A 22,130-nucleotide genomic window follows, 5' to 3' on the forward strand; every position below is an offset into this window, starting at 1 on the left:
TTCGGGTAAAACTCCCACACAGGGGAGTTTTACTCCCATTCAATAGTTCCAGGTGGTTTGCTTGTTATGTCGTAAACTACTCTGCCTACTCCCGCTACTTCGTTTATCATTCTGCTTGATAGGGTTTGTAGGAGTTCGTATGGGAGGTTTGCTGCTTCTACTGTCATTGCGTCTGTGGATTCTACTGCTCTTATGGCTATGACGTTGTCGTAGCTTCTTGCATCTCCTTTTACTCCAACTGTTTTGATTGGGGTCCATACTGTGAAATATTGCCAGATGTCTTCGTTTAGGCCTGCGTTTTTGATTTCATCTCTTAATATTTTATCTGTTTCTCTTACAATTTTTAGTTTTTCTTCTGTGATGTCGCCCATTACTCTTATGGCTAAGCCTGGTCCTGGGAATGGTTGGCGCCATACCATATCATGTGGCACTCCGATTGCTTCGCCTAGGGCTCTTACTTCATCTTTGAAAAGACTTCTTAGTGGTTCTACTAGTCCTTCAAATAGCATATTTTCTGGAAGTCCCCCAACATTGTGGTGGCTTTTTATTACGCTTGCCTTATCTTTACCAGATTCTATTACGTCTGGGTAAATTGTTCCTTGGACAAGATATTTTGCCTTGCCAAATTCTTTGGCTTCTCTTTCAAAGACTTCTACAAAGTGATTGCCTATGATTTTTCTTTTTGTTTCTGGATCTTCTACACCTTTTAGTAGGTCCAAAAATTCTTTACTTGCGTCGACTTTTTTGACGTTTAGGCCAAGGTTTTTGTAGGTTTCCATTACTTCGTCTGCTTCGTTTTTGCGTAAAAGTCCATGGTCTACAAATATGCATTGGAGATTGTCCCCTATGGCTTTTGATACTATGGTTGCTGCAACTGTTGAATCTACTCCACCAGATAAACCACATATCATTTTTTCATTTTTGTATTTTTCTTTTATTTCTTCTATGATTTGTGTTGCAAAGTCTTCCATTTTCCAGCTTTGCTCTGCTTTACAAATGTCTATTACGAAATTTTTTAGCATGGTTTTGCCGTATTCTGAATGGACTACTTCTGGGTGAAATTGCACCGCATATATGGATTTTTCTGTATTTTCCATGCCTGCAACTGGACAATTTAATGTCCAGGCGGTTTTTTTAAATCCGTCTGCAATTTTACTGATTCTATCTTTGTGGTTCATCCAGATTGTTGATTCTTGTGGCACATCTTTAAATAGGGCAGATTTGTTGTCAACTAACAAAGGAGTTTTGCCATATTCTGCATTTGTTGGAGTTTCTATTTGACCCTTAAATTCATGGTTTATATATTGTAGACCATAGCAAATTCCAAGTATTGGCACATTTAGATCAAATAATTTCTTATCTGCTTTTAGGCTATTTTTATCATTTACTGATTGAGGTCCACCTGTTAAAATTATTCCTGCTAGCCCTTCTAAATTTAGACTATTAATTTCTACATCGCAAGGGTGAAGCTCTGCATATACTCCAAGCTCGCGAACTCTTCTTACTATAAGCTGGTCATATTGGCCACCAAAGTTTAGAACGATAATTTTATTTAAGCTCATTTGTTCTCCATTTTTTATTCTTCCCCAAATTGGGATTTGTAGTAGGCTTCTATTTCTGTTGCCGTTTGCTCAATTGTATTGTTACTTACATCTATTACCATACAATCTAAATCTCTGTAGACTTCTCTAGCATAGGAAAGTTCAGCTTTGATTCTGGAATCTTTATAATATACTGAATTTCCAATCAAACCAAGCTCTTTGGTTCTAACTTCCCTAATTCCTGCAAGTTTTTCTGGATCTATTATTAATCCGATAATCCTTCTTGGATCTACTTCAAATAGTTCTTGAGGAAGTCTGGATTCTGGGACTAGGGGAAGATTACTTACTTTGAAATTTTTGGTTGCTAAGATCATTGTTGTTGGAGTTTTGCTAGTTCTGCTTACTCCAAGTAAGACTATATCACTTTTTAAAAATCCCCTAGGATCTTTGCCGTCATCGTATTGGATGGCAAATTCTATGGCTTCTATCATATTGAAATAGTCTTTTGACAAGGCTCTTGTAAGTCCTACTTGTCTAATGGCTTTTTGACCTGTGACTTTTTCAAAAGTATCTATTCCATATTCTAAGATGTCAATAACTTCTATGCTAGCTTTCTTCGCCTTTTCTATTAGATAGTTTGCAAGATTTAAATCTGCAATTGTTTGGACTATTATTGAATATTTGGGGATTTGCTTGAAAATTTCGTCAATTTCTTCCTTGTTAATGATATCAGGTCTTCTAATGACCTTATATAAAAGTTTTGGAAATTGTGTTGTAATTGACTTTAAGTAAGTATTTGCAGTTTCCCCTGTTGAATCGCTAATTATTACTATTGAAAGACAATCTTGCATGCCATCTCTCCTATCTAACTATTTCTTTAATATCAAATACTCTTTTTATTCTCTTTGCCAAAGTATTTAATAGAGCGAGTCTTGTTGATTTTAGTTCTTGATTTTCAACATTTATCATTGTATTGTCCAAATATTTGTTGCCAATTTCAGAAGTCTTGTCAATAAGTTTTAGTTCATTTTTGTAATCTTCCATATAATTTAGAGGATTTTCTGGTAAATTTATCACTTCTTGGTAAAATTCTCTTTCTAGATCGGTTTCTAATAAATCTTCATTTATTTGTTCATCTGAAGAATCTTTAGTCAAATTAATTATTCTAGTAAAGTATGACAAGCTTTCTTCATCTTCTTTTATGAATTGATCAAGAGCGGTAACTTTTTGATAAATGTTCAAAATGTTTGTTTCATCGCCATTTATAACAGAATTTACAATATCATATCTATATCCATTATCAATTAGCATATTTTTAAGTCTTTCTTTGATAAAGTCTATGATTTTGTTCATTGTAGCATCATAATCAAATGGCAAAGCATTTTCTTCGGTGTAGACAATTAAAGAATCATTTATCAAATCTTTTAGATCGACATCTATATTATTTGCTAAAATTATATTTATAAGTCCCAAGGCTTGACGTCTTAGGCCAAATGGATCTTGGCTACCTGTTACGTATTTTTCTATTATATAAAGACCAACTATTGTATCAATCTTATCAGCCATTGATAAAACTATTCCAATAATAGATTTTGGCAAAGCTCCATTTGATGATGTTGGCATATATTGCTCTTTTATTGCAGTTGCTACCCTATCTTCTTCTTTGGAATTTTTAGCATAGATTTTGCCCATTGTTCCTTGAAGTTCTGTAAATTCTATTACCATTTTGGAAACTAAATCTGTCTTTGATAGATAAGCTGCTCTTTTTAGGGAATCTTTTATATCTTCACCAAGATTAAGTTCTGATATAAATTTATCGCAAAGATCGACTAATCTTTGAGTTTTTTGATACATGGTTCCAAGACCTTCAAAGAATGTTAGAGTTTTAAGATCTTCTACATAAGCTTCTAAAGGTTTCTTGTTATCTTGTTCATAGAAAAATTTTGCATCTTCTAATCTTGCTACCAAAACTTTTTTGTTGCCGTCAACTACATTTTCGCTATGGTTGTCATCGCCATTTCTAACCACTATGAAATATGGCATAAGTTTGCCATTTTCATCCAAAATCGGAAAATATCTTTGGTGATCTTTCATAGGAGTTGTTATTACTTCTTTTGGCAAAGATAAGTATTTTTGGTCGATGTCACCAATTAGAACTGTTGGATATTCAACTATATTAATAATCTCATCCAAAAGCTCTTCATCTTTCATATATTCTCCGCCTTTTTCCATATCGTGTTTGTTTAGGCCACGGAGAATTATGTCTCGTCTTTCTTTGTAAGATAAAATTACATAATTTTCTCTTAAAAGTTTTTCATAATTTTCAATTTTATCGACTACTATATGATCGCTTCCTAAAGACCTGTGACCTTTTGTGATGTTTGAAACTCTAATGCCTTCGGCATCAAATTTTAGAATTTCATCGTCTAATAAGGATAGGAAATATCTTATTGGTCTTGCCCATCTGATGGATTTTCCACCCCAACGCATGGATCTTGGGAAGGATATGGATTTTACAAGTTCGTAAACATTGTTTCTTAAAACATCAGCAACTGATTTGCTTTCTTCTTTGCTTTCTACGAAAACATAGTCTGAGCCGTTGAAATCTTTTATGATTACATCTGATACTGTTTTATTTTGACCCTTTAAAAATCCTTGCAAGGCTCTACTTGGATTTCCATCTTCATCAAAAGCTATGGCCTTGCTTGGACCTTTAACGCTAATAATTTCATCATTTGTTGATGAATTGATATTTTCGATAAATATAGCAAATCTACGAGGTGTTGATTCTACATTAACACTATCATAAGTAAGTTTATTGTCATTCAAAAGTTTCTCAAATTTTTCTTTTAACTGGACTTTTGTATTATAAACATAGGATGAAGGAATTTCTTCTACGCCTATTTCTAATAAATATCTACTCATTTTTATCCTTTCTTAGAAGTGGAAATCCCAACTCTTCTCTTTTTTCTATATATTTTTGAGCCACTCTGCTTGAAACATCTCTAACTCTTTTGATATAGTGGCTTCTTTCAGAAACTGAAATTGCTCCTTTAGCATCAAGTGTGTTAAAGGTGTGGCTTGTTTTTAAGACGTTGTCGTAGGCTGGATAGATCAAATCCAAATCTATAAGCCTATTAGCTTCTTTTTCGTAAATTTCAAATAAATGCATCAAAACATCATTATCTGCATCTTCAAAAGAATATTTAGAATTTTCATATTCTGCTAACTTAAATACATCGCCGTAGGTTAGATCTTTGGACCATTTGATATCGTAAACATTATCTACATCTTGAAGATACATACAAATTCTTTCAAGACCAATGGTTATTTCTCCACTTTCAATATCACAATTTATACCACCAACTTGTTGGAAATATGTAAATTGTGTAATTTCCATACCATCAAGCCAAACTTCCCAGCCAAGTCCCCAAGCACCTAAAGTTGGAGATTCCCAGTTGTCTTCGACAAAACGAATATCGTGTTCTTTTGGGTTGATTCCAATGGTTTCCAAACAATCCAGGTATAAATCTTGGATATTATCTGGAGATGGCTTTAGCAAAACTTGTAGTTGGTGATGTTGGTAAAGTCTGTTTGGGTTTTCTCCATAACGACCATCTGCAGGTCGTCTTGAAGGTTCTACATAAACAACTTTCCAAGGCTCAGGACCAAGAGCTCTAAGAAATGTTCGAGGATTCATAGTTCCTGCACCCTTTTCAACATCATAAGGGTACATTATTGAACAACCTGCCTCTTTCCAGAATTGTTCGAGTTTTTGTATTAGATCTTCTAAGTACATCATATTAATTCCTTTCGCTAGAATTTTTATACACCCAATCTATTGATGGAAATCGAGAAATTTCAAGCTTATCGAGTATATAATCTATAATTATGATAGCAATTTTATTATAGTTTGTTGGTTTATTAATTTTATATAGGTCGGATGAAGCCGTATATAAAAGTTTTTTTAGGTAGATAAATTCTTCCTTACTAAGAAAAATTATATCATATATGTCGTATTTGTCATCAGTACATATTAGTGATGATTGACTTTGTGAAAAATAAATGTCAGCATCCTTGATTCTTTTGCCACAAAGTCCACAAGTTGATAAATTAGGTTTGAAACCTGAAAAAGATATATATTTTAGTAAAAACGCTAAAAATATATTGATTTGATTTTCATTAGCTTCTTCAAAGGCTTGAAATGTATTATCCAAAAGTTTATAGACAAGATCTACTTGACTATGGTCAATTGTTCTAAGTAACAAGTCACATATGGCTGATTTGTAAAGTATTAGGTCAAAATTTTTGTTTGATTTGCTATAAGCTTTTACTAAAGAAATCTCCTTAGCTCCATAAAACTCTTTGCCCGATTTGTAAAGATTAAGATTTACTTTGGCAAATCTTTGGCTTATGGTTGTTGACTTGGTTTTTTTCTTAAAAGCTCCTTTTACTATTACAGAAATTCTGCCTTCTTCTTTGGTGAAAACTTCTAAGATTTTACTAGTTTCCTTATAATCAAATTCTCTTAGAATAAAGCCAGTTAGATCTGACAAATCATTTGTAGCCAAATCTATCCACCAATTTTTCTTTTTTTCGCCAATCTTTTTCAACTTTCACCCATAGTTTGAGATTTACTTTAGAGGATAAAAAAGTTTCAATTTCTTTTCTCGCCTCAGTACCAATTTTTTTGACCATGGATCCTGCTTTTCCAATTACTATTTCTTTGTGAGAATTTCTTTCTACTATAATGGTTGCATTAATGTCGATTAGATTTTTATTTTCTCTTTTTTTGAAATCATCTATGCGAACTGCAATTCCATGAGGAACTTCTTCGGATAAATTGTTTAAGGCTTTTTCTCTTATTATCTCAGAAACTATAAAGCGTTCGGATTTGTCGGTTATCATATCTGTGTCATAATAAGCTGGCCCTTCATCAAGCATTTCTTTTATCGTTTCTATATAAAAATCCACATTAGAATCGTTTAGGGCAGAAATTCCTATAATTTTATCAAAGATAGCAAGATTTTCATAATTGTTTTTGATTTGCTCAATTTCTTCATCTTTCAATAGATCAATTTTATTAATTAGCAAAATTTTTGGAAGATTGATTTTTTCTAGCATTTCAATAATTTGACTATCTAATTTTCCAATTTCTAAAGAATTATCGATTACAAAAGTTATGATATCAGCTTCTTTGATGCTTTCTTCGCTAAATTGAAACAGTCTTTCTTGTAGCTTATTTTTGGGATTTTGAATCCCTGGTGTATCTATAAATATAATCTGACTTTCACTGTCGTTATATATTATTTGTATTTTATCTCTTGTTGTTTGAGCTTTATTGGAAATTATCGAAATTTTTTCCCTTAGAATTTTCTCCATCAAAGTTGATTTCCCGACATTTGCTCTGCCAACTACTGCTATAAATCCTGACTTCATTAATTTTCTAAATCCTTTTTTGAAAAACTATGTGGCAACAAATCTTCTATTGTGTAAATTTTATAATCATCTGCGGAATTTGCTATTACAATTTTTGTGTCGGAATCGGCAAATTCTCTAATAAATTGCCTACAAACTCCACAAGGAAAAGTATCTTTGCTATCTCCATTAATTATTATGTAAGAAAATTCTCTTTCGCCGTTGCTAATTGCCGAAGCTAAAGCAGATCTTTCCGCACAAATTGTAGGCGAATAGGCTGCATTTTCGATATTTACGCCCTTAAAAATTTTCCCACTTTTAGTTTTTACAAGAGCAGATACTCTAAAATTTGAATAAGGTGAATATGAATTTTTTTTATTTTTGATAGTTTCTTCTATCAATTTTTCTATTTCTTTCATGAAAATATCCCAAATATGGCCATTGCCATTGACGTACCAAGGATGGCTCCTCTAAGTATTTCTGGCATTGAATGAATGTTTGCTTCATATCTACTTTCTGCAACTATTAAAGCAAGAAAGGTAAATAAAAGTCTAAGCAAAGGATTATCTGTAAGGAAAATTCCAATTGTCCCAATGCCAAAAGCAAGAGAAGTGTGGCCACTTACAAATCCTCCCTTAAAGGCTGTTCCATGACCTTTGTAAAAAACTCCTTTGAGGAAAATTGTTACAACTATTACAAGTGAAAGGGTAATCAAAGCCAAATGCGATGGTCTTCTTGTAATTCTAAGTAAAACCGAATTGTAAAAGTCTATAAATTTATCAAAAAATATCAAATAAGCTACGAAAAGTGCATTTAAGGCTGCTATAAAAGTTGCTGCTGCCGCCAAATCTTTGGAAGCTTTGGCAAAGGATGAATATTTCCCGCCACTGGCTAAATTTACAGCCTGCTCTATTGATGTATTAAGTAGCTCAAAAGCTAAAACAAAACAAACTGCAAATACTAAGCTTATCATTTCTATTCTTGATAGGTTGAAAAATAAAGATGCAACAAGAAGAATTGCCAAAGCCAAAAGATGAAATTTCATATTCTTTTCGTGATTTATTGCCCAAACCAAGCCCTCATAGGCATAATCAAAACCCTTGAGGAATTTTTGTCCATGGCTTAGTTCTTCTTTTTCAAAATTTCTCTTGCTTAAAATTTCGTCTTTCTTTTCTTTATCTAGATTTTCTTTTCTTATTTCTTCTAAAACTTCATCTTTTATTTCTTCTTTTAGGATATCTCTGTCAGATTTATCATTCATTTAAAGACTCCTAATTTTTTCATAACTTCTTTTTCCTTGCCACGCATTATTTTCTTATCATCTTCTTCTATATGGTCATAGCCAAGAAGGTGTAACATAGAATGGCAAGTTAAATACATAATTTCTCTATCAAGACTGTGGCCGTATTCTTTGGCTTGATCTTTTGCTATATCCATGCAAATTACAATATCACCAAGCATAGAATCCACGCCTTCTATCAAAAATTCTTCGTTCATAGGAAAAGATAGGACATCAGTCGGCCTATCTACTTTCCTATATTCTCTATTTAATTTATGAATCTCATCCTTATCCACAAAAGTAATAGATACTTCATAATCCATAGAAAGTCCCTCGTTATCAAGAACTGCCTTTACTACATCATAAAGTTTGTCATTCATATCTATATTTTCATTTGTATTATTGGTAATTAAAAGATTCATTGCTTTTCCCTTTATTTTTCTAAATCTTTAAGATCTTCTTTTGCCTTTCTCTCTTTTGCCTTTCTTTCATCTTCACTGTCATAAGCATCGATAATTTTTTGGACTAAAGGATGTCTTACCACATCTATGGACGTGAAATTTTGAAATTCTATGCCCTTAATATTCTTTAGAATTTTTTCGGCTATTTTTAAGCCACTGATTCTTCCTTTTGGCAAGTCTATTTGAGTTTTATCTCCAGTGATAATTGCCTTTGACCCATAACCTAGACGAGTTAGGAACATTTTCATTTGCTCGTTGGTAGTGTTTTGCGCTTCATCCAAAATTACAAAAGCATTATCTAAGGTTCTTCCTCTCATATAGGCAAGGGGAGCTATTTCAATTAGCCCTTTTTCTACCAAATTTTGATAGGCTTCAAAGCCCAATATCTCAAAAAGTCCATCGTAAAGTGGCCTTAGATATGGATCTACCTTATCTTGCAAATCTCCCGGCAGAAATCCCAGACTTTCTCCAGCTTCAACTGCAGGTCGAGTTAAAATTATCCTATTAACTTCTCCTTGCTTAAAACTTCTTACAGCCATTGCAACTGCCAAATAAGTTTTTCCAGTTCCCGCAGGACCAATTGCAAAAACTACGTCATTGTTTTTAATTTTTTCTATATAGTTTTGCTGACCCAATGTTTTTGCTTTTATTGGCTTGCCAGAAGCAGTTGTGATTATAGAATTGTTTAAAGATTCTTTTATGAGTTCTTTATTATCACGTTCTAGCATATCTGCGAAGTATTTTATCTTTTGAAAATCGAGATCCTTATTAGCTTTAATCTCATTAATTAGTTCAATAATTAATTCTTTGGTAAATTCTATATTAAGTCCTTCACCGATGATTTTTAGCTGGTTGTCTTCTAGTTTGATTTTCGTGTTAAATCTTTCTTCTATATATTTTTTATTTTTATCAAAATTTCCAAACAAGGTCACAATATCATTTGGATTATTTATTTCTATAATTTTATTAATAACTATCCCTCCGATTGTCTTTGTGCCTTTATTATACCTTTTTTAGCGATTTTTTCTTTTTGCCAAGGGAGCTTGTAAAATTTCAGAAAAAATGATTGCTTTTTTTAATTCTTTTTTATTTTCAATTATTTTTTCTTTCTTATTTTTAATTCTTTCTTCTTTTTCTCTTTGTTTTCTTTCTTCTTCTTTTTGAAGTTTCTCCCTAGCTTTTTTCTCTTTAAGTCTTCTTCTTAGATCAGGATTAACATGGTCTTCGCTATCTATTAGCGTTTTGCCATGAATACTTCCCCTGCTGCTTTGCTTTCCCTCGTGACTTTCTCTTGAGATATCAATTTGACTATAATTATTGCTTGGCTTTTGATTTTTGTTTGCAAAATCTTTTAGGGCAAAATTTTTGTTTCTAGGAAAAATTTCCTTTAATTTTGTATTTGGACCAAATTTCCTATAAACTTTATTTTTTGATGGTTTCTTATAAGTTTTTTTATCATCATCAAGGCCATTAAGCTCATCTTCTAAATACTTGCTAACATCCTCTAACCACTTTTCAAAACCGTTGCCACTATTAAACATCTAAATCACCAGTATCTAAATTAGATAGGGATTGGCGCATTTTTGTATCTGCATTTATGTTTTTCATGTTGTAATAATCCATGATACCAAGGTTGCCATCTTGAAAAGCTTTGGCAATAGCTTCAGGGATTTTTGCTTCAGCTTCTACTACTTTGGCTCTGTTTTCTTGTTCAAGGGCTATAGCTTGAGCACGACGCTCTTCTGCCTTAGCTTGAGCTATGTTTTTGTCAGCTTCTGCTTGATCTCTTTGTAATTCTGCTCCGACGTTTCTTCCAACGTCCACATCTGCTATATCGATTGATAAAATTTCAAAAGCTGTTCCAGAATCCAATCCTTTTAATAAAACTGTTTGAGAAATATTGTCTGGATTTTCTAAAACTTCGGCATGGCTTGCTGATGAACCGACAGTTGTTACGATTCCTTCACCAACACGAGCTATTATTGTTTCTTCTCCAGCTCCACCGACAAGTCTATCGATATTAGCTCTAACTGTAACTTTGGCGATTACCTTTACTTCAATACCATTTTTTGCAACTGCTGCTATCACAGGAGTATTGATTACTTTTGGTGTTACTGAAACTTGAACTGCCTCAAATACATTACGTCCAGCAAGATCTATTGCCGCTGCTTGCTCAAAAGAAAGCTCAATATTGGCTCTTTCTGCTGCAATAAGTGCATCTACAACTTGGTTAATATTACCACCTGCTAGATAGTGACTTTCCAAATCTTCTGTTCTAATTGGAATGCCTGCTTGGTGACTTTTGATAAGTGCATTTACTATTAGATTTGGATTAAGTCTTCTAAAACGCATAGCAACAAGACTTGCCATGGAAATATTTACTCCAGAAAATCTTGCTGTAATCCAAAGTCCTACTGGAACCATGGTAAAAAAAACAATTAGTACAATTACAACTACTGCTGGTGTTATAAAATGATCAAACATTATATCTTCTCCTTTACTATAATATGTCCGTCTTTTACGGCTACAACTTCTACTTCTTTTTCTTTTTCTATAAAATCGCTATCACTTTTTGCATCATAAGTGACATCATCTATCAAAACTCGACCTGTTGGTCTAAGTATGGATTTGCTTAGACCAAATTTGCCAATAAGGTCAGTATGATCTTTCTTGCTATTATATCCACGCTTGCTAGAATTTTCGTTTTTCAAAATGAAATTATCAAAAAGATTATTAGAAAATCCTAATTTTACATAAATGGTAACAGTTAAAACTATGGCAAGAGCAGCTAGTATCAAAACTACAATTCCAGTTTCAGAATTTTCATAAGAATCTAAAACTGAATAAATCGTAAGAATTGTTCCAATTATTCCTATAACTCCAAAACTTGGTATGAAAATCTCAAGTGAAAGCAAACTTATTCCCATAATAAAGGTTAAGATAGTCATATTATCAGCCATATTTACCTTTGAATTTTGATAGTAGAAAAATCCAAATAGGATTACTGTCAAGATTCCAAAAAGAATTTTTTTGTTAGTAAACAAAACTGAAATCAAGGAAATAACTGCAAGTATAAAACTTACTGCAATTGTTATATCATTTGTAAGCATCTTTACCACCTTTCTTTATTTTACTTTAATTATCTTATAAAAAGTCTAAATTTGCAATTAAATGTATAAATAATGGATAAATGTGACTACAAGAATTTAATTGCTTTAAACCCATTAAATAAAAGATCTTTCTAAATAAAAAAGCCGGCTTTCGCCGACTCTTTATATATATGATTATATTTTAAATCCTATATGAAATTATTTATTTTTATTGTGTGTACTTCTAGGGCTATTCTCCCACAAATCTTCTGCAACAGGTTCCCAAGCTTTGGCGTAATCTTCGCATTTATCGCACAATTCATCAACTTGTTCTTTATCTAAGATATCTGTTGATTTTGCCTTTGATTCTTTTACCATATCTCTTAACATATTTGGATTTTCAAGCATAGGACATGGTCTTAGCATATTTTCATTGAATGGTTGTCCATCATGGTATGCCATAAAAAGTGGTGATTGTAAGCTTTCAATTAAGGTTTTTTCTCTAATATTGGAGTCTGAATAGTGAATAAATACACAAGGTTCTAAGTCTCCATTAGCATTGATATGAAGATAGTTTTTACCTCCAGCTATACAGCCTCCTATATATTCAGCATCATTTTGGAAATCTAGGAAAAATAGTGGTTTTCTCGATCTCATATCTCTTAGATTTTCATATACATAAGCTCTTTGATCTGGTTTCGGAAGAAGTTCTTTGCCAGTAGCTTTACCAACTGGCATAAAGTGGAAATACCAAGCAAATAGTGCTCCTCTATCAATCATATCATCGACAAATTCTTCGCTTATTATTGATTTATAGTTCATTGATGTATAGCAACAAGAAATACCAAATGGCAAGCCATTTTCCTTAAGTTTTCCCATAGCTTCTATAACTTTGTTATAGACTCCATCGCCTCTTCTAGCATCTGTTGTAAACTCTGGCCCTTCAACTGAGATAGCTGGTATAATGTTTTTAACTCTTAGCATATCTTCTATGAATTTATCATCGATTAAAGTTGAATTAGTAAATATTAGAAAAGCACAGTCATTATGTTTTTCACAAATTTTTAAGACATCTTCTTTTCTGCATAATGGTTCTCCACCAGTGAAAATATAGAAATACACACCTATTTCTTTTCCTTGTGTGATAATATCATCTATTTCATCAAAAGATAGATTTAGACTGTTACCATATTCTGCCGCCCAGCAACCCTTGCATCTAAGATTGCAAGCTGTAGTTGGATCTAGCAAAATTGCCCATGGTATATTACAGCCATATTTTTCTCTACATTCTTGCTTTAAATTTTCACTAAAAACACCTGCATTTAGGAAAAAGTTAGTTATAAACTTATCGAATACATCTGGATTTAATCTGTTAAGCATATCCATCATATACTTGTGGTATACATTGTCTTTATCTTTGATAATATTTTCAATAAAATCCATTTGACTTTCAAAAGCATCCGGTGAAATTTTTCTACTTAAATTTAAGATTTTTTGTAGGTTTTCCTCTGGATCTTTATGTATATATTTTAAAGTTTGTTCGAAACCATAAGTTTTAAGTCTTTCGCTTAAATTCATAAATTACCTCCTATAATGATTATATTAGACTGACGAAATATTCATAAGTAAACATTCATATTTCTATCTTGCAACTAAACAATAGCTTTTTAGCTTAAAATTTCAAAAATAAGAAATGGTAAAATCTTTAAGTCAATATAAAATAAATTTTAATTTGTTTTTTAATCTTATACCAGCCTATTTAAAATATTATCTAATCCTATTTTAATATAGATACATTGATCATACAGAAAACTATTTTTATTTAAATAAAGTCTTCTATTATGATTTCCTATATGCTTATCATAAATCAATCAAAACAATATGTCAATTATATACTTATTATGATTTATAAGCTTTTGTCTCGTTTTCAATTTATAATATTTAGTTTTCAAAATGCAATATTATCAGTCATCTTATATCATATAAGAAATTCTTTATTAGTTTTCTGTCAATTCTTTTAATTGACCAGTCAATTTATAATCAACTTTTTTTAGTTGTTCGATATTTTTTACTCCAAGTAAAACCATTATAATTTTCATTTTATGATTGATTTCTTTAAGGAAATTCTCGCAAGCATCATAGCCACCACGAAGCAAATAATTTAAAACTTCTCCTGTCATCGCAGTCATATCAGCTCCAATAATTATTGATTTTACAATGTCCATTGCTGTTTTTATGCCACCTGATGCTATGATGAAAATATCATCTGAAAGTTTTCTTATATCTATTATTGATTTTGCAGTGGGAATTCCCCAAGTGTAAAAGTCTGAAAAATCCATATCAAAATTTCTCAAATCTTCAATTTCTATGAAATTTGTTCCGCCCTTTCCTGCTATATCAATATATTTTACATTTTTCTCAATTAATTTTTTTGCTACATTTTTTGAAATTCCACAACCTGTTTCTTTGACAATTATTGGGCAGTCAAATTTTTCTACTAATTCTTCGATTATGGAAAGAGGATCATGGTAACTATTGTCCCCTTCTTTCATTACCATTTCTTGAGCTAAGTTTAGGTGTATTTGCATAGCATGAGCATCTATAAGTTCTTTGGCAAATACAAAATCTTTATAGTTTCTTTCAAAGCCTAAATTTCCAATCCTTAGTAAATCTTTTTTATCTTTGATTAACTCAAATGATTCTCTTGACTCTTTTTCTGTAAGAGCGATTGATTCACTGCCACAAGCCATTGGTATCGATAGTTCTTGGCAAATTGAAGAAAGGTCTTCATTTATTGCAGCAGATGATGATCCACCACCAGTTATGGCATCAATCATTAATGGCATAGAAATTTTTCTGCCAAGAAAGTTTATAGAAGTATCTACCTCATCTAGGCAAATATCAGAAATTGCATTGTGTTCTATATAAACATCTTCTAGCAAAGTGCTGGTGAAAGAACTTGTTCTTAGGTAATTTTCTATATGTTCATCTTTTCTTTGACTATTTATGCTATTCATCGCTTCCTTCCTCTTGACCAGTGTCTACATTTTCGTTGGGATCTATAGTGTTTTCGCTTCCAGTATTGTCATTGTTTTCTTCTTGACCAGTGCTTTCACTAGTTGAGCTATTTTCCGTTGGAACTTCTTCAGTTTGAGTATTTTCTTCGTAATAGTAGTTATTATTGCTTTCGTTATTGTTGTACTCATATTGATAAGTTGGTAGACTTTGAGTTTTTGGTAGGACGTAATTTGTGTTTGCTGGATTTGGATTGTTGATTATTCCACCGCTTTTTGACTGATCTTTTATTTCGCCAAAACTACCATATTCTTCATAAAAACCAGAATCTTCTTTTTGCCAATTTTTAAGTTTGAAATTTTTATAATTTTCATCGACTATTGACCAAGTTTTCTCATAATCTGGTATCCAATAGCTAACTCCACCGATATTTTTTTCCATGCCAGTAACTGTATGAGTTTGCATTTTATCTGATGAAAATTTATTAATATGTCCAGCCAAATCCATCATTGCATTCATTGGTAAATTTGTTTTCACATATTTTAGGTAATTACTAATAAAAGTCATTATATTTATATCTTTAGATTTTTTAACCATTTCATCCACCATGGCTTTTACAAAGGCTTGTTGGGTATTAACCCTACCTATATCGCCATTGTTATAGATATTTCTAGTTCTTAGATACCACATAACTTCGTTGCCGTCTAAATGGTTTAAACCTGGTTTAATCTTAACTTTTCCCTTGTTAATTTCAATTCCTTCTGGAACTTCATAATCCACACCACCTAGGGCATCTACTATATTAATCAGTGCTTGGTAGTTAATTTGTACATAATAATCTATATCTAGACCCAAAAATGTCCTTAGTGTTTGCATAGTTAGCTCAATACCTCCAAAGGCGTGAGCATGATTTACCTTATCAAACTTCTCTCTTATTTTTACCCTGCTATCACGAGGGATAGAAAGTAGGTGCATATCGCCGGTTTTGCTGTTAGCAGAAATTAACATTATCGTATCAGTTCTAGTAAAATCTGTATTTACCTGATCATCGGAGTTTTTGTCAACTCCAACTAGAAGGATTAAATATTCTCCTTCTTCCTTGCTGATTGCGTTATCATTATAATTTTTGTCATTTCCAAAGTTTAAATCTCTTTGAGATGCATAAAGTCTATCAAGTACAAATTTCGATCCAAAAAATGATAGAAATATTACCAATAGACTCACTAAAAATCTTTTCTTTCCCATAATTCTCTCTTTCTTATATAGAAAGATTATACCATCAATATGTATTTTTAAAATAAAATAAAAGCTAATGACTTTTAAAATTCTTAGATTTCGAATTTCAAATCATTAGCTTTTTTCCTTTTATTTTGCAATTTCTTTCATATTTTCTCTAGCTTGACTCATCATAAGTTTGACTCTATTTATTTGGTTCACTTCACTTGCTCCTGGATCGTAGTCGATTGCAACTATATTTGCTTGCGGGTATTTTTCTCTGATTTTTTTCATAACACCCTTGCCCGTTATGTGATTTGGCAAACAACCAAAAGGCTGAATACAAACAATATTTGCTGCATCTGCGTGGATTAACTCAATCATCTCTCCAGCAAGTAGCCAGCCTTCACCAGCTTGGTTGCCGAGACTTGTAATCTCATCTGCATATTTAGTAATCTGATCGATATAAACTGGCTCGTCAAATCTTTTTGAATCTCTAAGAGCAGCTCTAATTGGTTTTCTATATTTTTCTATTATTGAAATTCCAATCTTTCCTATAGAAGCTGAAATCTTACTTTTGCCATATAATTTTGCCTTTAGCTCAGAGTTTTTCATGCAATACATAAAGAAATCTGTCAAATCTGGCAAGATTACCTCTGCTCCCTCAGCTTCGAGAACATCTTGTAGGTTGTTGTTGGCTTCTGGCAAGAATTTTACCAAAATTTCTCCGACTATTCCTGCTTTTGGAAGACTTATATCTTTTACAGGAATATTGTCAAATTCATCGACAATTTCTTTTACTACATTTTTGTAAGCCTTATCTGACATAGTCGGAACTTCTTTTTCAAGCTTACATAACCATTTTTCTTTTATTTCATTGGTCATGCCCTTTACCTCTTCGTAAGGTCTTGTGGCATTGGTTACTCTATTTATCAAATCTCCCAATAAAATTGCACGTAAAGCCTTACTTAGCATCGGTAGGGTTGATGGCTTTCTTATGTCAAATCCTGCATTGGTTTCAATTCCTTGAGCTGATAAAGCTATTACTGGAATGTTTGGATAGCCTGCATCTCTTAAGCCTTTTCTAATATAACCAACATAGTTACTTGCCCTGCAAGCTCCTCCTGTTTGGGTCATTACTAGGGCGAGTTTGTCTGTGTCGTATCTGCCAGAATTTACAGCTTCCATAAATTGTCCAACTACAGTTATTGAAGGATAACAAGAGTCGTTATTTACATATTTTAAACCTTGGTCTAAAACTTTTTCATTAACTTCAGTTAAAAATTCAACGTTTATTCCATATTGGTGAAAAACTTTTTCCAAAATTCTAAAGTGTTCTCTTGCCATTTGTGGAGCAAGTATTGTGTAGCCTGATTCTGCCATTTCTTTGGTAAATTCTGGAGTTTTGTAATCTAATCTTGATAAGTCTTCTTTAAATTCAATTTTTTCTATTTTCTTTTGATTTAGGGCTTGAAGTAAGGATCTTATCCTGATTTTTATCGCTCCAAGATTTGAAACCTCGTCTATTTTTAGCAAGGTATAAATTTTGCCGTGGGCCTCTAATATGTCTTGGACTTGATCAGTTGTAACTGCATCTAGGCCGCAACCAAAGGAATTTAATTGTATAAGCTGTAAATTTTCATTATTAGCAACATATTCTGCCGCACGATATAATCTTGCATGGTAAGACCACTGGTCTAACACTCTCACATTTGCATCTATATCTGATATGTTATAGGCTATGGCATCTTCTGAAATTACTGGAATTTTCATAGATTCTATTAGATCTGGTATGCCGTGGTGGATTTCTGGATCAATATGATATGGTCTACCTGCTAAAACTATGGCATTGAGCTTGTTTTTGTTTACATAATCTATTATAGCCTTGCCACGAATTCTAATTTTGTCGTGGTAATCTTGCAATTCTTGCCAAGCAGCAGCTACTGCATTTTTTATTTCTTTTTTACTTAAAACAAAGCCATTGTTTGAAAAGCCATCAAATTCTTCTATCAACCTATCTCTTATGATTTTTTCGCTTTCAAGAGATAGGTAGGGATTCATATATTTTTTTCCGTGTAAACTTTCCACGTTATTATTTATTACATCCGGATAACCTGAAACAACTGGGCAATTCATGTGGTTTTGTGCCTTGTCAAATTGTTTATATTCGTAGAAAATTGCTGGATAAAATATCAAATCCAAATCATCACGACTTGCCAAATCTTCTATGTGGCCGTGGGCAAGTTTTGCTGGATAGCAAGCTGTTTCTGATGAAATTGATGAGATTCCTTTTTCATACATTTTCCTATCGGATTTACCTGATAAAACAAGGTCAAAACCCAAAGATGTGAAGAATTTATGCCAGAAAGGATAATCTTCATATATGTTTAAAACTCTCGGCATTCCAACTTTACCCATGCGAGCAGCATCTCCCAGGCTTTTCCTATTAAAGAGCAAATCGTATTTGTACTTGTACATATTTAGATCTGCCATGGTCTCTTCTTTTTTGACACCTGCTCCTCTTTCACAACGGTTACCAGTGATGTAGCGACTTCCATCTGGGAAAATATTTATTATCAAAGAGCAGTTGTTGGTACAAAGTCCGCAACGTGCATTTTTTTGTTGGTAGGTGAATTTCTCAAGTTCATTAATATCTGCAAGGCTTGATTGACCAGAAGATTTTTCAAAGGCTATAAGTGCCATGCCCATAGCACCCATAAGACCTGCAATTTCTGGCCTTGTTGTAGATCTGCCTGTTATTTTTTCAAAGGCTCTTAATATTGCATCTCCGTAGAAAGTTCCACCTTGAACTACTATATTTTCGCCCAAAGATTTTGGATCGCGAACTTTTATTACCTTTTGGATGGCATTTTTTATTACCGAATAGCAAAGACCTGCAGCTATATCTGAAACTTCTGAGCCTTCTTTTTGAGCTTGTTTAACTTTTGAGTTCATAAAAACTGTACAGCGACTGCCAAGATCTGCTGGTTCTTTGGAAAATAAAGCTTTTTCTTGAAATTCTTTAGCGCTCATGCCAACACTTGCTGCAAAGGTTGAAAGAAATGACCCACAGCCAGAAGAACAAGCTTCATTTAGCTGGATTGAGTCAATAATTCCATCTCTAATGTGCATGGCTTTCATATCTTGACCACCAATATCAAGGATAAAATCAACTTGAGGATTGAAAAATTTGGCAGCAGTGTAATGGGCTATGGTTTCAACTTCTCCATTATCAACATGTAGGGCGTTTTTTATAAAATCTTCCCCATAACCACAAATTCCAGATGATGCTATATAAGCCTTAGGGTTTTTCTTTATATAGGCATCTTTTAGCATATTTATAACTACTTCAAGCGGCCTACCAAGATTCATCCTGTAATCTTCATAGATAATATGCTTATCTTCTGTTAGCCATACCATTTTTGAAGTTGTTGATCCTGCATCAATTCCTATATAAATCGGTCCTTGGTAATTGTGGATATCTTCACGAATAACTTGTTTGGTTTTGTGATCTTCTACAAATTTTTTGTAATCTTCTTCCTTTTCAAATAAAGGCTCAAGTTTTTTGGTCATCTCCAAATCTTCTGGAGGATCTTTTTCCAATTCTTTTATCAAATCAGCATATAAAACGTAATCATCATTTTCTGCCGAAAGGATTGCTGCACCTTTTGCAACATACAATTGTGCATCTTCCGGTGTTGTAAAAGTGTTGCCATCAGTGCCTAAAGTTTCAATAAAACGCTCACGTAGAGCCGGCAAAAAGTGCAAAGGTCCACCCAAAAATGTCACATTGCCACGAATTGGTCTACCGCAAGCAAGATTTGATATAGTTTGGTTTACAACTGATTGGAAAACTGAAATTGCTATATCTTCACGACTTGCTCCCTGGTTCATTAGAGCTTGAATATCAGTTTTGGCAAAAACTCCGCAACGGGAAGCTATTGGATATATTTTTTTGTAGTTTTGTGATAATTGATTTAATCCAGATGCATCAGTATCTAATAAAGCTGCCATTTGATCGATAAAAGCACCAGTTCCACCAGCACAAATAGAGTTCATCCTTTGCTCAACTGAGCCAGATAAATAGGTTATTTTGGAATCTTCTCCACCTAGCTCTATAACCACGTCAGTTTGAGGGATAAACTTCCTAATGGCTGCAGTTTCTGCTATAACTTCTTGGACAAAATTTATGCCCATATATTTTTCAAGAAACATTCCTCCAGAACCTGTTACATTTATCGTTATAAAATCATCTTTAAATTTCTCGTAAGCTTCTGTAAGAACAACTTTCACAGTTTCTTTAACATCTGATTTATGTCTTCTATATACTTGATAGAGGGTATTGAAATTCTCATCGGTTATTACAATTTTAACAGTTGTAGACCCTACATCAAGTCCCATATGTAAATTCATAGTAAGCCTTTCTAACTATAAAATAATTTCTTAATTTTTAACTAATATTAACATTTTACCACTTTTTAAAATTTAATCACAAGTAAAATACTAGGAATTACTAAAATCAAAAAGAGTCCGAGTTTTCTTTGCTCAGACTCAAGTATTTTTTTAATTATAGTTATTTTTTATTCTCTAGCTCTCATTTCCTTGATCAAATTTGAAATTACCTTAAAATGAGGATCTTTAGAATCTCTTGCTAGGTCAAATAGTGCCATTTCTGTATTATAAATCACAGCTCCCATTTTACTTAAAGTTTTTATTGCTAGATTTTTTTGCTCTTCTTTAAATGAAGCTACCGCATCTTCTACTAAAAATACATTTAGACCCAAATCAAGCAAAGTTCTTACGCTTTGGTAAACACAAACATGACCCTCAGCTCCTGCAATTACTACACTTTTGATTTTATTTTTTTCAATAAATTCCAATACTTCACAAGTTGCTGCATCAAAAAGAGTTTTTGGATAAATTTTATCATCATCTAAGACATCTACCAATCTTTGATCAGATCTACCAAGACCTTTTGGATATTGCTCTGTTGCAAGAATTGGCATTTGGTATGCTTTGAAAGCTTCTATCAAGACTAAGGTGTTTAATACTGTAAGCTCTCCATTTTCCATAACATTCATAAGCTTTGGTTGCTCATCTATTACCAATAAAAGTGTCCTATTTTTTTTATCGTAAATTTTACCTTCTTTATCAAATGAATTTATATAATATTTGCTTTTTAATTTTCTTTCCATAAATCCCCCTGGCTAAAATTTCCTTCTTTCATAATCTTATCAATGGTTGACAAAACAGCCCCCTTATTTTTTGACCAAGTAGGATAGGCAATATTTTCCCTTATCCCATCTCCAGTAAGTCTATTAATTACAATTTCTGGATTAAGATTTCTAAGCATTTTTACAACTATATTGGCATATTCATCTTTGGTCATGTCATAAGAAATATTATTATCTTCGTAATATTTTTTAAGATAGGTGTTTTTTTCTATATAAAGATTGTGGATTTTTATTCCCCAAAATCCCCTATAGTTGATGTATTCAATATCATTTAGGTAATCTTTGATATTTTCATTTGGCAAGCCGACAATAACATGGGCTATAATATCTATACCCCATTGATTTAACTTTTGAACACCATTATCGAAACTTTGATGGTCATATCCCCTGTTTATGAATTTCAAAGTTTTATCATTTACACTTTGCATACCAAGCTCAATTGTAAGATCTGTCAGCTCATTTAATTCTACAAGCAAGGAAATCACATCATCATCTAAACAATCAGCGCGAGTTGCTATGGATAGGCCCACAATATCTTCATCATTAATTGCTTTAAAGAAAATTTCTCGCATTTTCCTAACATCGCCATAAGTATTGGTAAAATTTTGAAAATAGGCAATATAAGCCTCATCTCTTGATTTTTTGGATAATTTTTTCTTCTGATAGGCAATTTGAGCCTTTATATCCACCAAATCCCCCTTGGTCCATTCACCAGAACCCGAATCAGAACAATAAATACAACCCAAACTAGACAAAGTTCCATCACGATTAGGACAAGTAAAGCCTCCATCAATTGGAAGCTTTATAATTTTTTTATTAAATTTTCTTTTATAATAGCTATCAAGGTCATTGTAGCGTTTGTTATTTATTTGCATAAT

General features: G+C 32.6%; 19 protein-coding genes. All 19 read right to left on the minus strand.

Annotation, left to right across the window (positions count from 1 at the left end; all coding sequences use genetic code 11):
- Nucleotides 1-29: 29 nt before the first annotated feature.
- Nucleotides 30-1,562: a glutamine-hydrolyzing GMP synthase gene (guaA, locus tag GAN53_RS01050; RefSeq protein WP_151409196.1), complete on the minus strand. Its 1,533-nt coding sequence runs from the start codon at nt 1,560-1,562 to the stop codon at nt 30-32.
- A gap of 14 nt (nt 1,563-1,576) precedes the next feature.
- Nucleotides 1,577-2,392 carry a pyruvate, water dikinase regulatory protein gene (locus tag GAN53_RS01055; RefSeq protein ID WP_151409197.1) on the minus strand — a complete coding sequence of 272 codons (816 nt, stop codon included), beginning with the start codon at nt 2,390-2,392 and terminating at the stop codon, nt 1,577-1,579.
- Between the two features lie 10 nt (nt 2,393-2,402).
- A complete protein-coding gene (gene glyS, locus GAN53_RS01060; protein WP_151409198.1) occupies nt 2,403-4,466 on the minus strand; it encodes a glycine--tRNA ligase subunit beta in 2,064 nt (687 codons plus the stop codon).
- On the minus strand, nt 4,459-5,340 hold the full coding sequence (gene glyQ, locus GAN53_RS01065; RefSeq protein WP_151409640.1) for a glycine--tRNA ligase subunit alpha: 882 nt from the start codon (nt 5,338-5,340) through the stop codon (nt 4,459-4,461). Before glyQ ends, glyS begins: the two co-directional genes overlap by 8 nt.
- 4 nt (nt 5,341-5,344) lie before the next feature.
- The gene (gene recO / locus GAN53_RS01070) at nt 5,345-6,112 is read right to left on the minus strand and encodes a DNA repair protein RecO (RefSeq protein ID WP_151409641.1); all 768 of its coding nucleotides are present in this window, start codon (nt 6,110-6,112) and stop codon (nt 5,345-5,347) included.
- Nucleotides 6,099-6,980 (minus strand): GTPase Era, encoded by an 882-nt coding sequence (era, locus tag GAN53_RS01075; RefSeq protein ID WP_151409199.1) that lies wholly within the window; start codon nt 6,978-6,980, stop codon nt 6,099-6,101. The genes recO and era overlap by 14 nt, the downstream gene beginning before the upstream one ends.
- Nucleotides 6,980-7,378 (minus strand): cytidine deaminase, encoded by a 399-nt coding sequence (gene cdd / locus GAN53_RS01080; RefSeq protein ID WP_151409200.1) that lies wholly within the window; start codon nt 7,376-7,378, stop codon nt 6,980-6,982. Before cdd ends, era begins: the two co-directional genes overlap by 1 nt.
- Nucleotides 7,375-8,220 carry a diacylglycerol kinase gene (locus GAN53_RS01085; protein WP_151409201.1) on the minus strand — a complete coding sequence of 282 codons (846 nt, stop codon included), beginning with the start codon at nt 8,218-8,220 and terminating at the stop codon, nt 7,375-7,377. Before GAN53_RS01085 ends, cdd begins: the two co-directional genes overlap by 4 nt.
- Nucleotides 8,217-8,660, minus strand: coding sequence for an rRNA maturation RNase YbeY (gene ybeY / locus GAN53_RS01090; protein ID WP_151409202.1), 444 nt, complete (start codon nt 8,658-8,660; stop codon nt 8,217-8,219). The genes GAN53_RS01085 and ybeY overlap by 4 nt, the downstream gene beginning before the upstream one ends.
- An 11-nt stretch (nt 8,661-8,671) precedes the next feature.
- Complete coding sequence (locus tag GAN53_RS01095) at nt 8,672-9,634, minus strand: PhoH family protein (RefSeq protein WP_412835126.1); 963 nt, start codon at nt 9,632-9,634, stop codon at nt 8,672-8,674.
- A 78-nt stretch (nt 9,635-9,712) separates the two neighbouring features.
- Nucleotides 9,713-10,240 (minus strand): hypothetical protein, encoded by a 528-nt coding sequence (locus GAN53_RS01100; RefSeq protein ID WP_151409204.1) that lies wholly within the window; start codon nt 10,238-10,240, stop codon nt 9,713-9,715.
- Entirely contained in the window at nt 10,233-11,183 is a 951-nt protein-coding gene (floA, locus tag GAN53_RS01105; protein ID WP_151409205.1) for a flotillin-like protein FloA, read from the minus strand. Before floA ends, GAN53_RS01100 begins: the two co-directional genes overlap by 8 nt.
- Nucleotides 11,183-11,809, minus strand: a complete 627-nt coding sequence (locus GAN53_RS01110) for an NfeD family protein (RefSeq protein WP_151409206.1) — start codon at nt 11,807-11,809, stop codon at nt 11,183-11,185. Before GAN53_RS01110 ends, floA begins: the two co-directional genes overlap by 1 nt.
- A gap of 198 nt (nt 11,810-12,007) precedes the next feature.
- Entirely contained in the window at nt 12,008-13,366 is a 1,359-nt protein-coding gene (locus tag GAN53_RS01115; RefSeq protein WP_151409207.1) for a radical SAM protein, read from the minus strand.
- Nucleotides 13,367-13,785: 419 nt separating this feature from the next.
- Nucleotides 13,786-14,805: a type 2 isopentenyl-diphosphate Delta-isomerase gene (gene fni / locus GAN53_RS01120; RefSeq protein WP_151409208.1), complete on the minus strand. Its 1,020-nt coding sequence runs from the start codon at nt 14,803-14,805 to the stop codon at nt 13,786-13,788.
- On the minus strand, nt 14,798-16,048 hold the full coding sequence (locus GAN53_RS01125) for an LCP family protein (RefSeq protein ID WP_151409209.1): 1,251 nt from the start codon (nt 16,046-16,048) through the stop codon (nt 14,798-14,800). The genes fni and GAN53_RS01125 overlap by 8 nt, the downstream gene beginning before the upstream one ends.
- A 120-nt stretch (nt 16,049-16,168) precedes the next feature.
- Nucleotides 16,169-20,431: a 2-hydroxyacyl-CoA dehydratase gene (locus GAN53_RS01130; protein ID WP_151409210.1), complete on the minus strand. Its 4,263-nt coding sequence runs from the start codon at nt 20,429-20,431 to the stop codon at nt 16,169-16,171.
- Nucleotides 20,432-20,598: 167 nt separating this feature from the next.
- Entirely contained in the window at nt 20,599-21,213 is a 615-nt protein-coding gene (locus GAN53_RS01135) for an isochorismatase family protein (RefSeq protein ID WP_151409211.1), read from the minus strand.
- Nucleotides 21,198-22,127, minus strand: coding sequence for a TIGR01212 family radical SAM protein (locus GAN53_RS01140; protein ID WP_151409212.1), 930 nt, complete (start codon nt 22,125-22,127; stop codon nt 21,198-21,200). Before GAN53_RS01140 ends, GAN53_RS01135 begins: the two co-directional genes overlap by 16 nt.
- Nucleotides 22,128-22,130 lie beyond the last annotated feature (3 nt).

The sequence above is a fragment of the Anaerococcus sp. Marseille-P9784 genome, from assembly GCF_902500265.1.
Taxonomy (GTDB): Bacteria; Bacillota; Clostridia; order Tissierellales; family Peptoniphilaceae; genus Anaerococcus.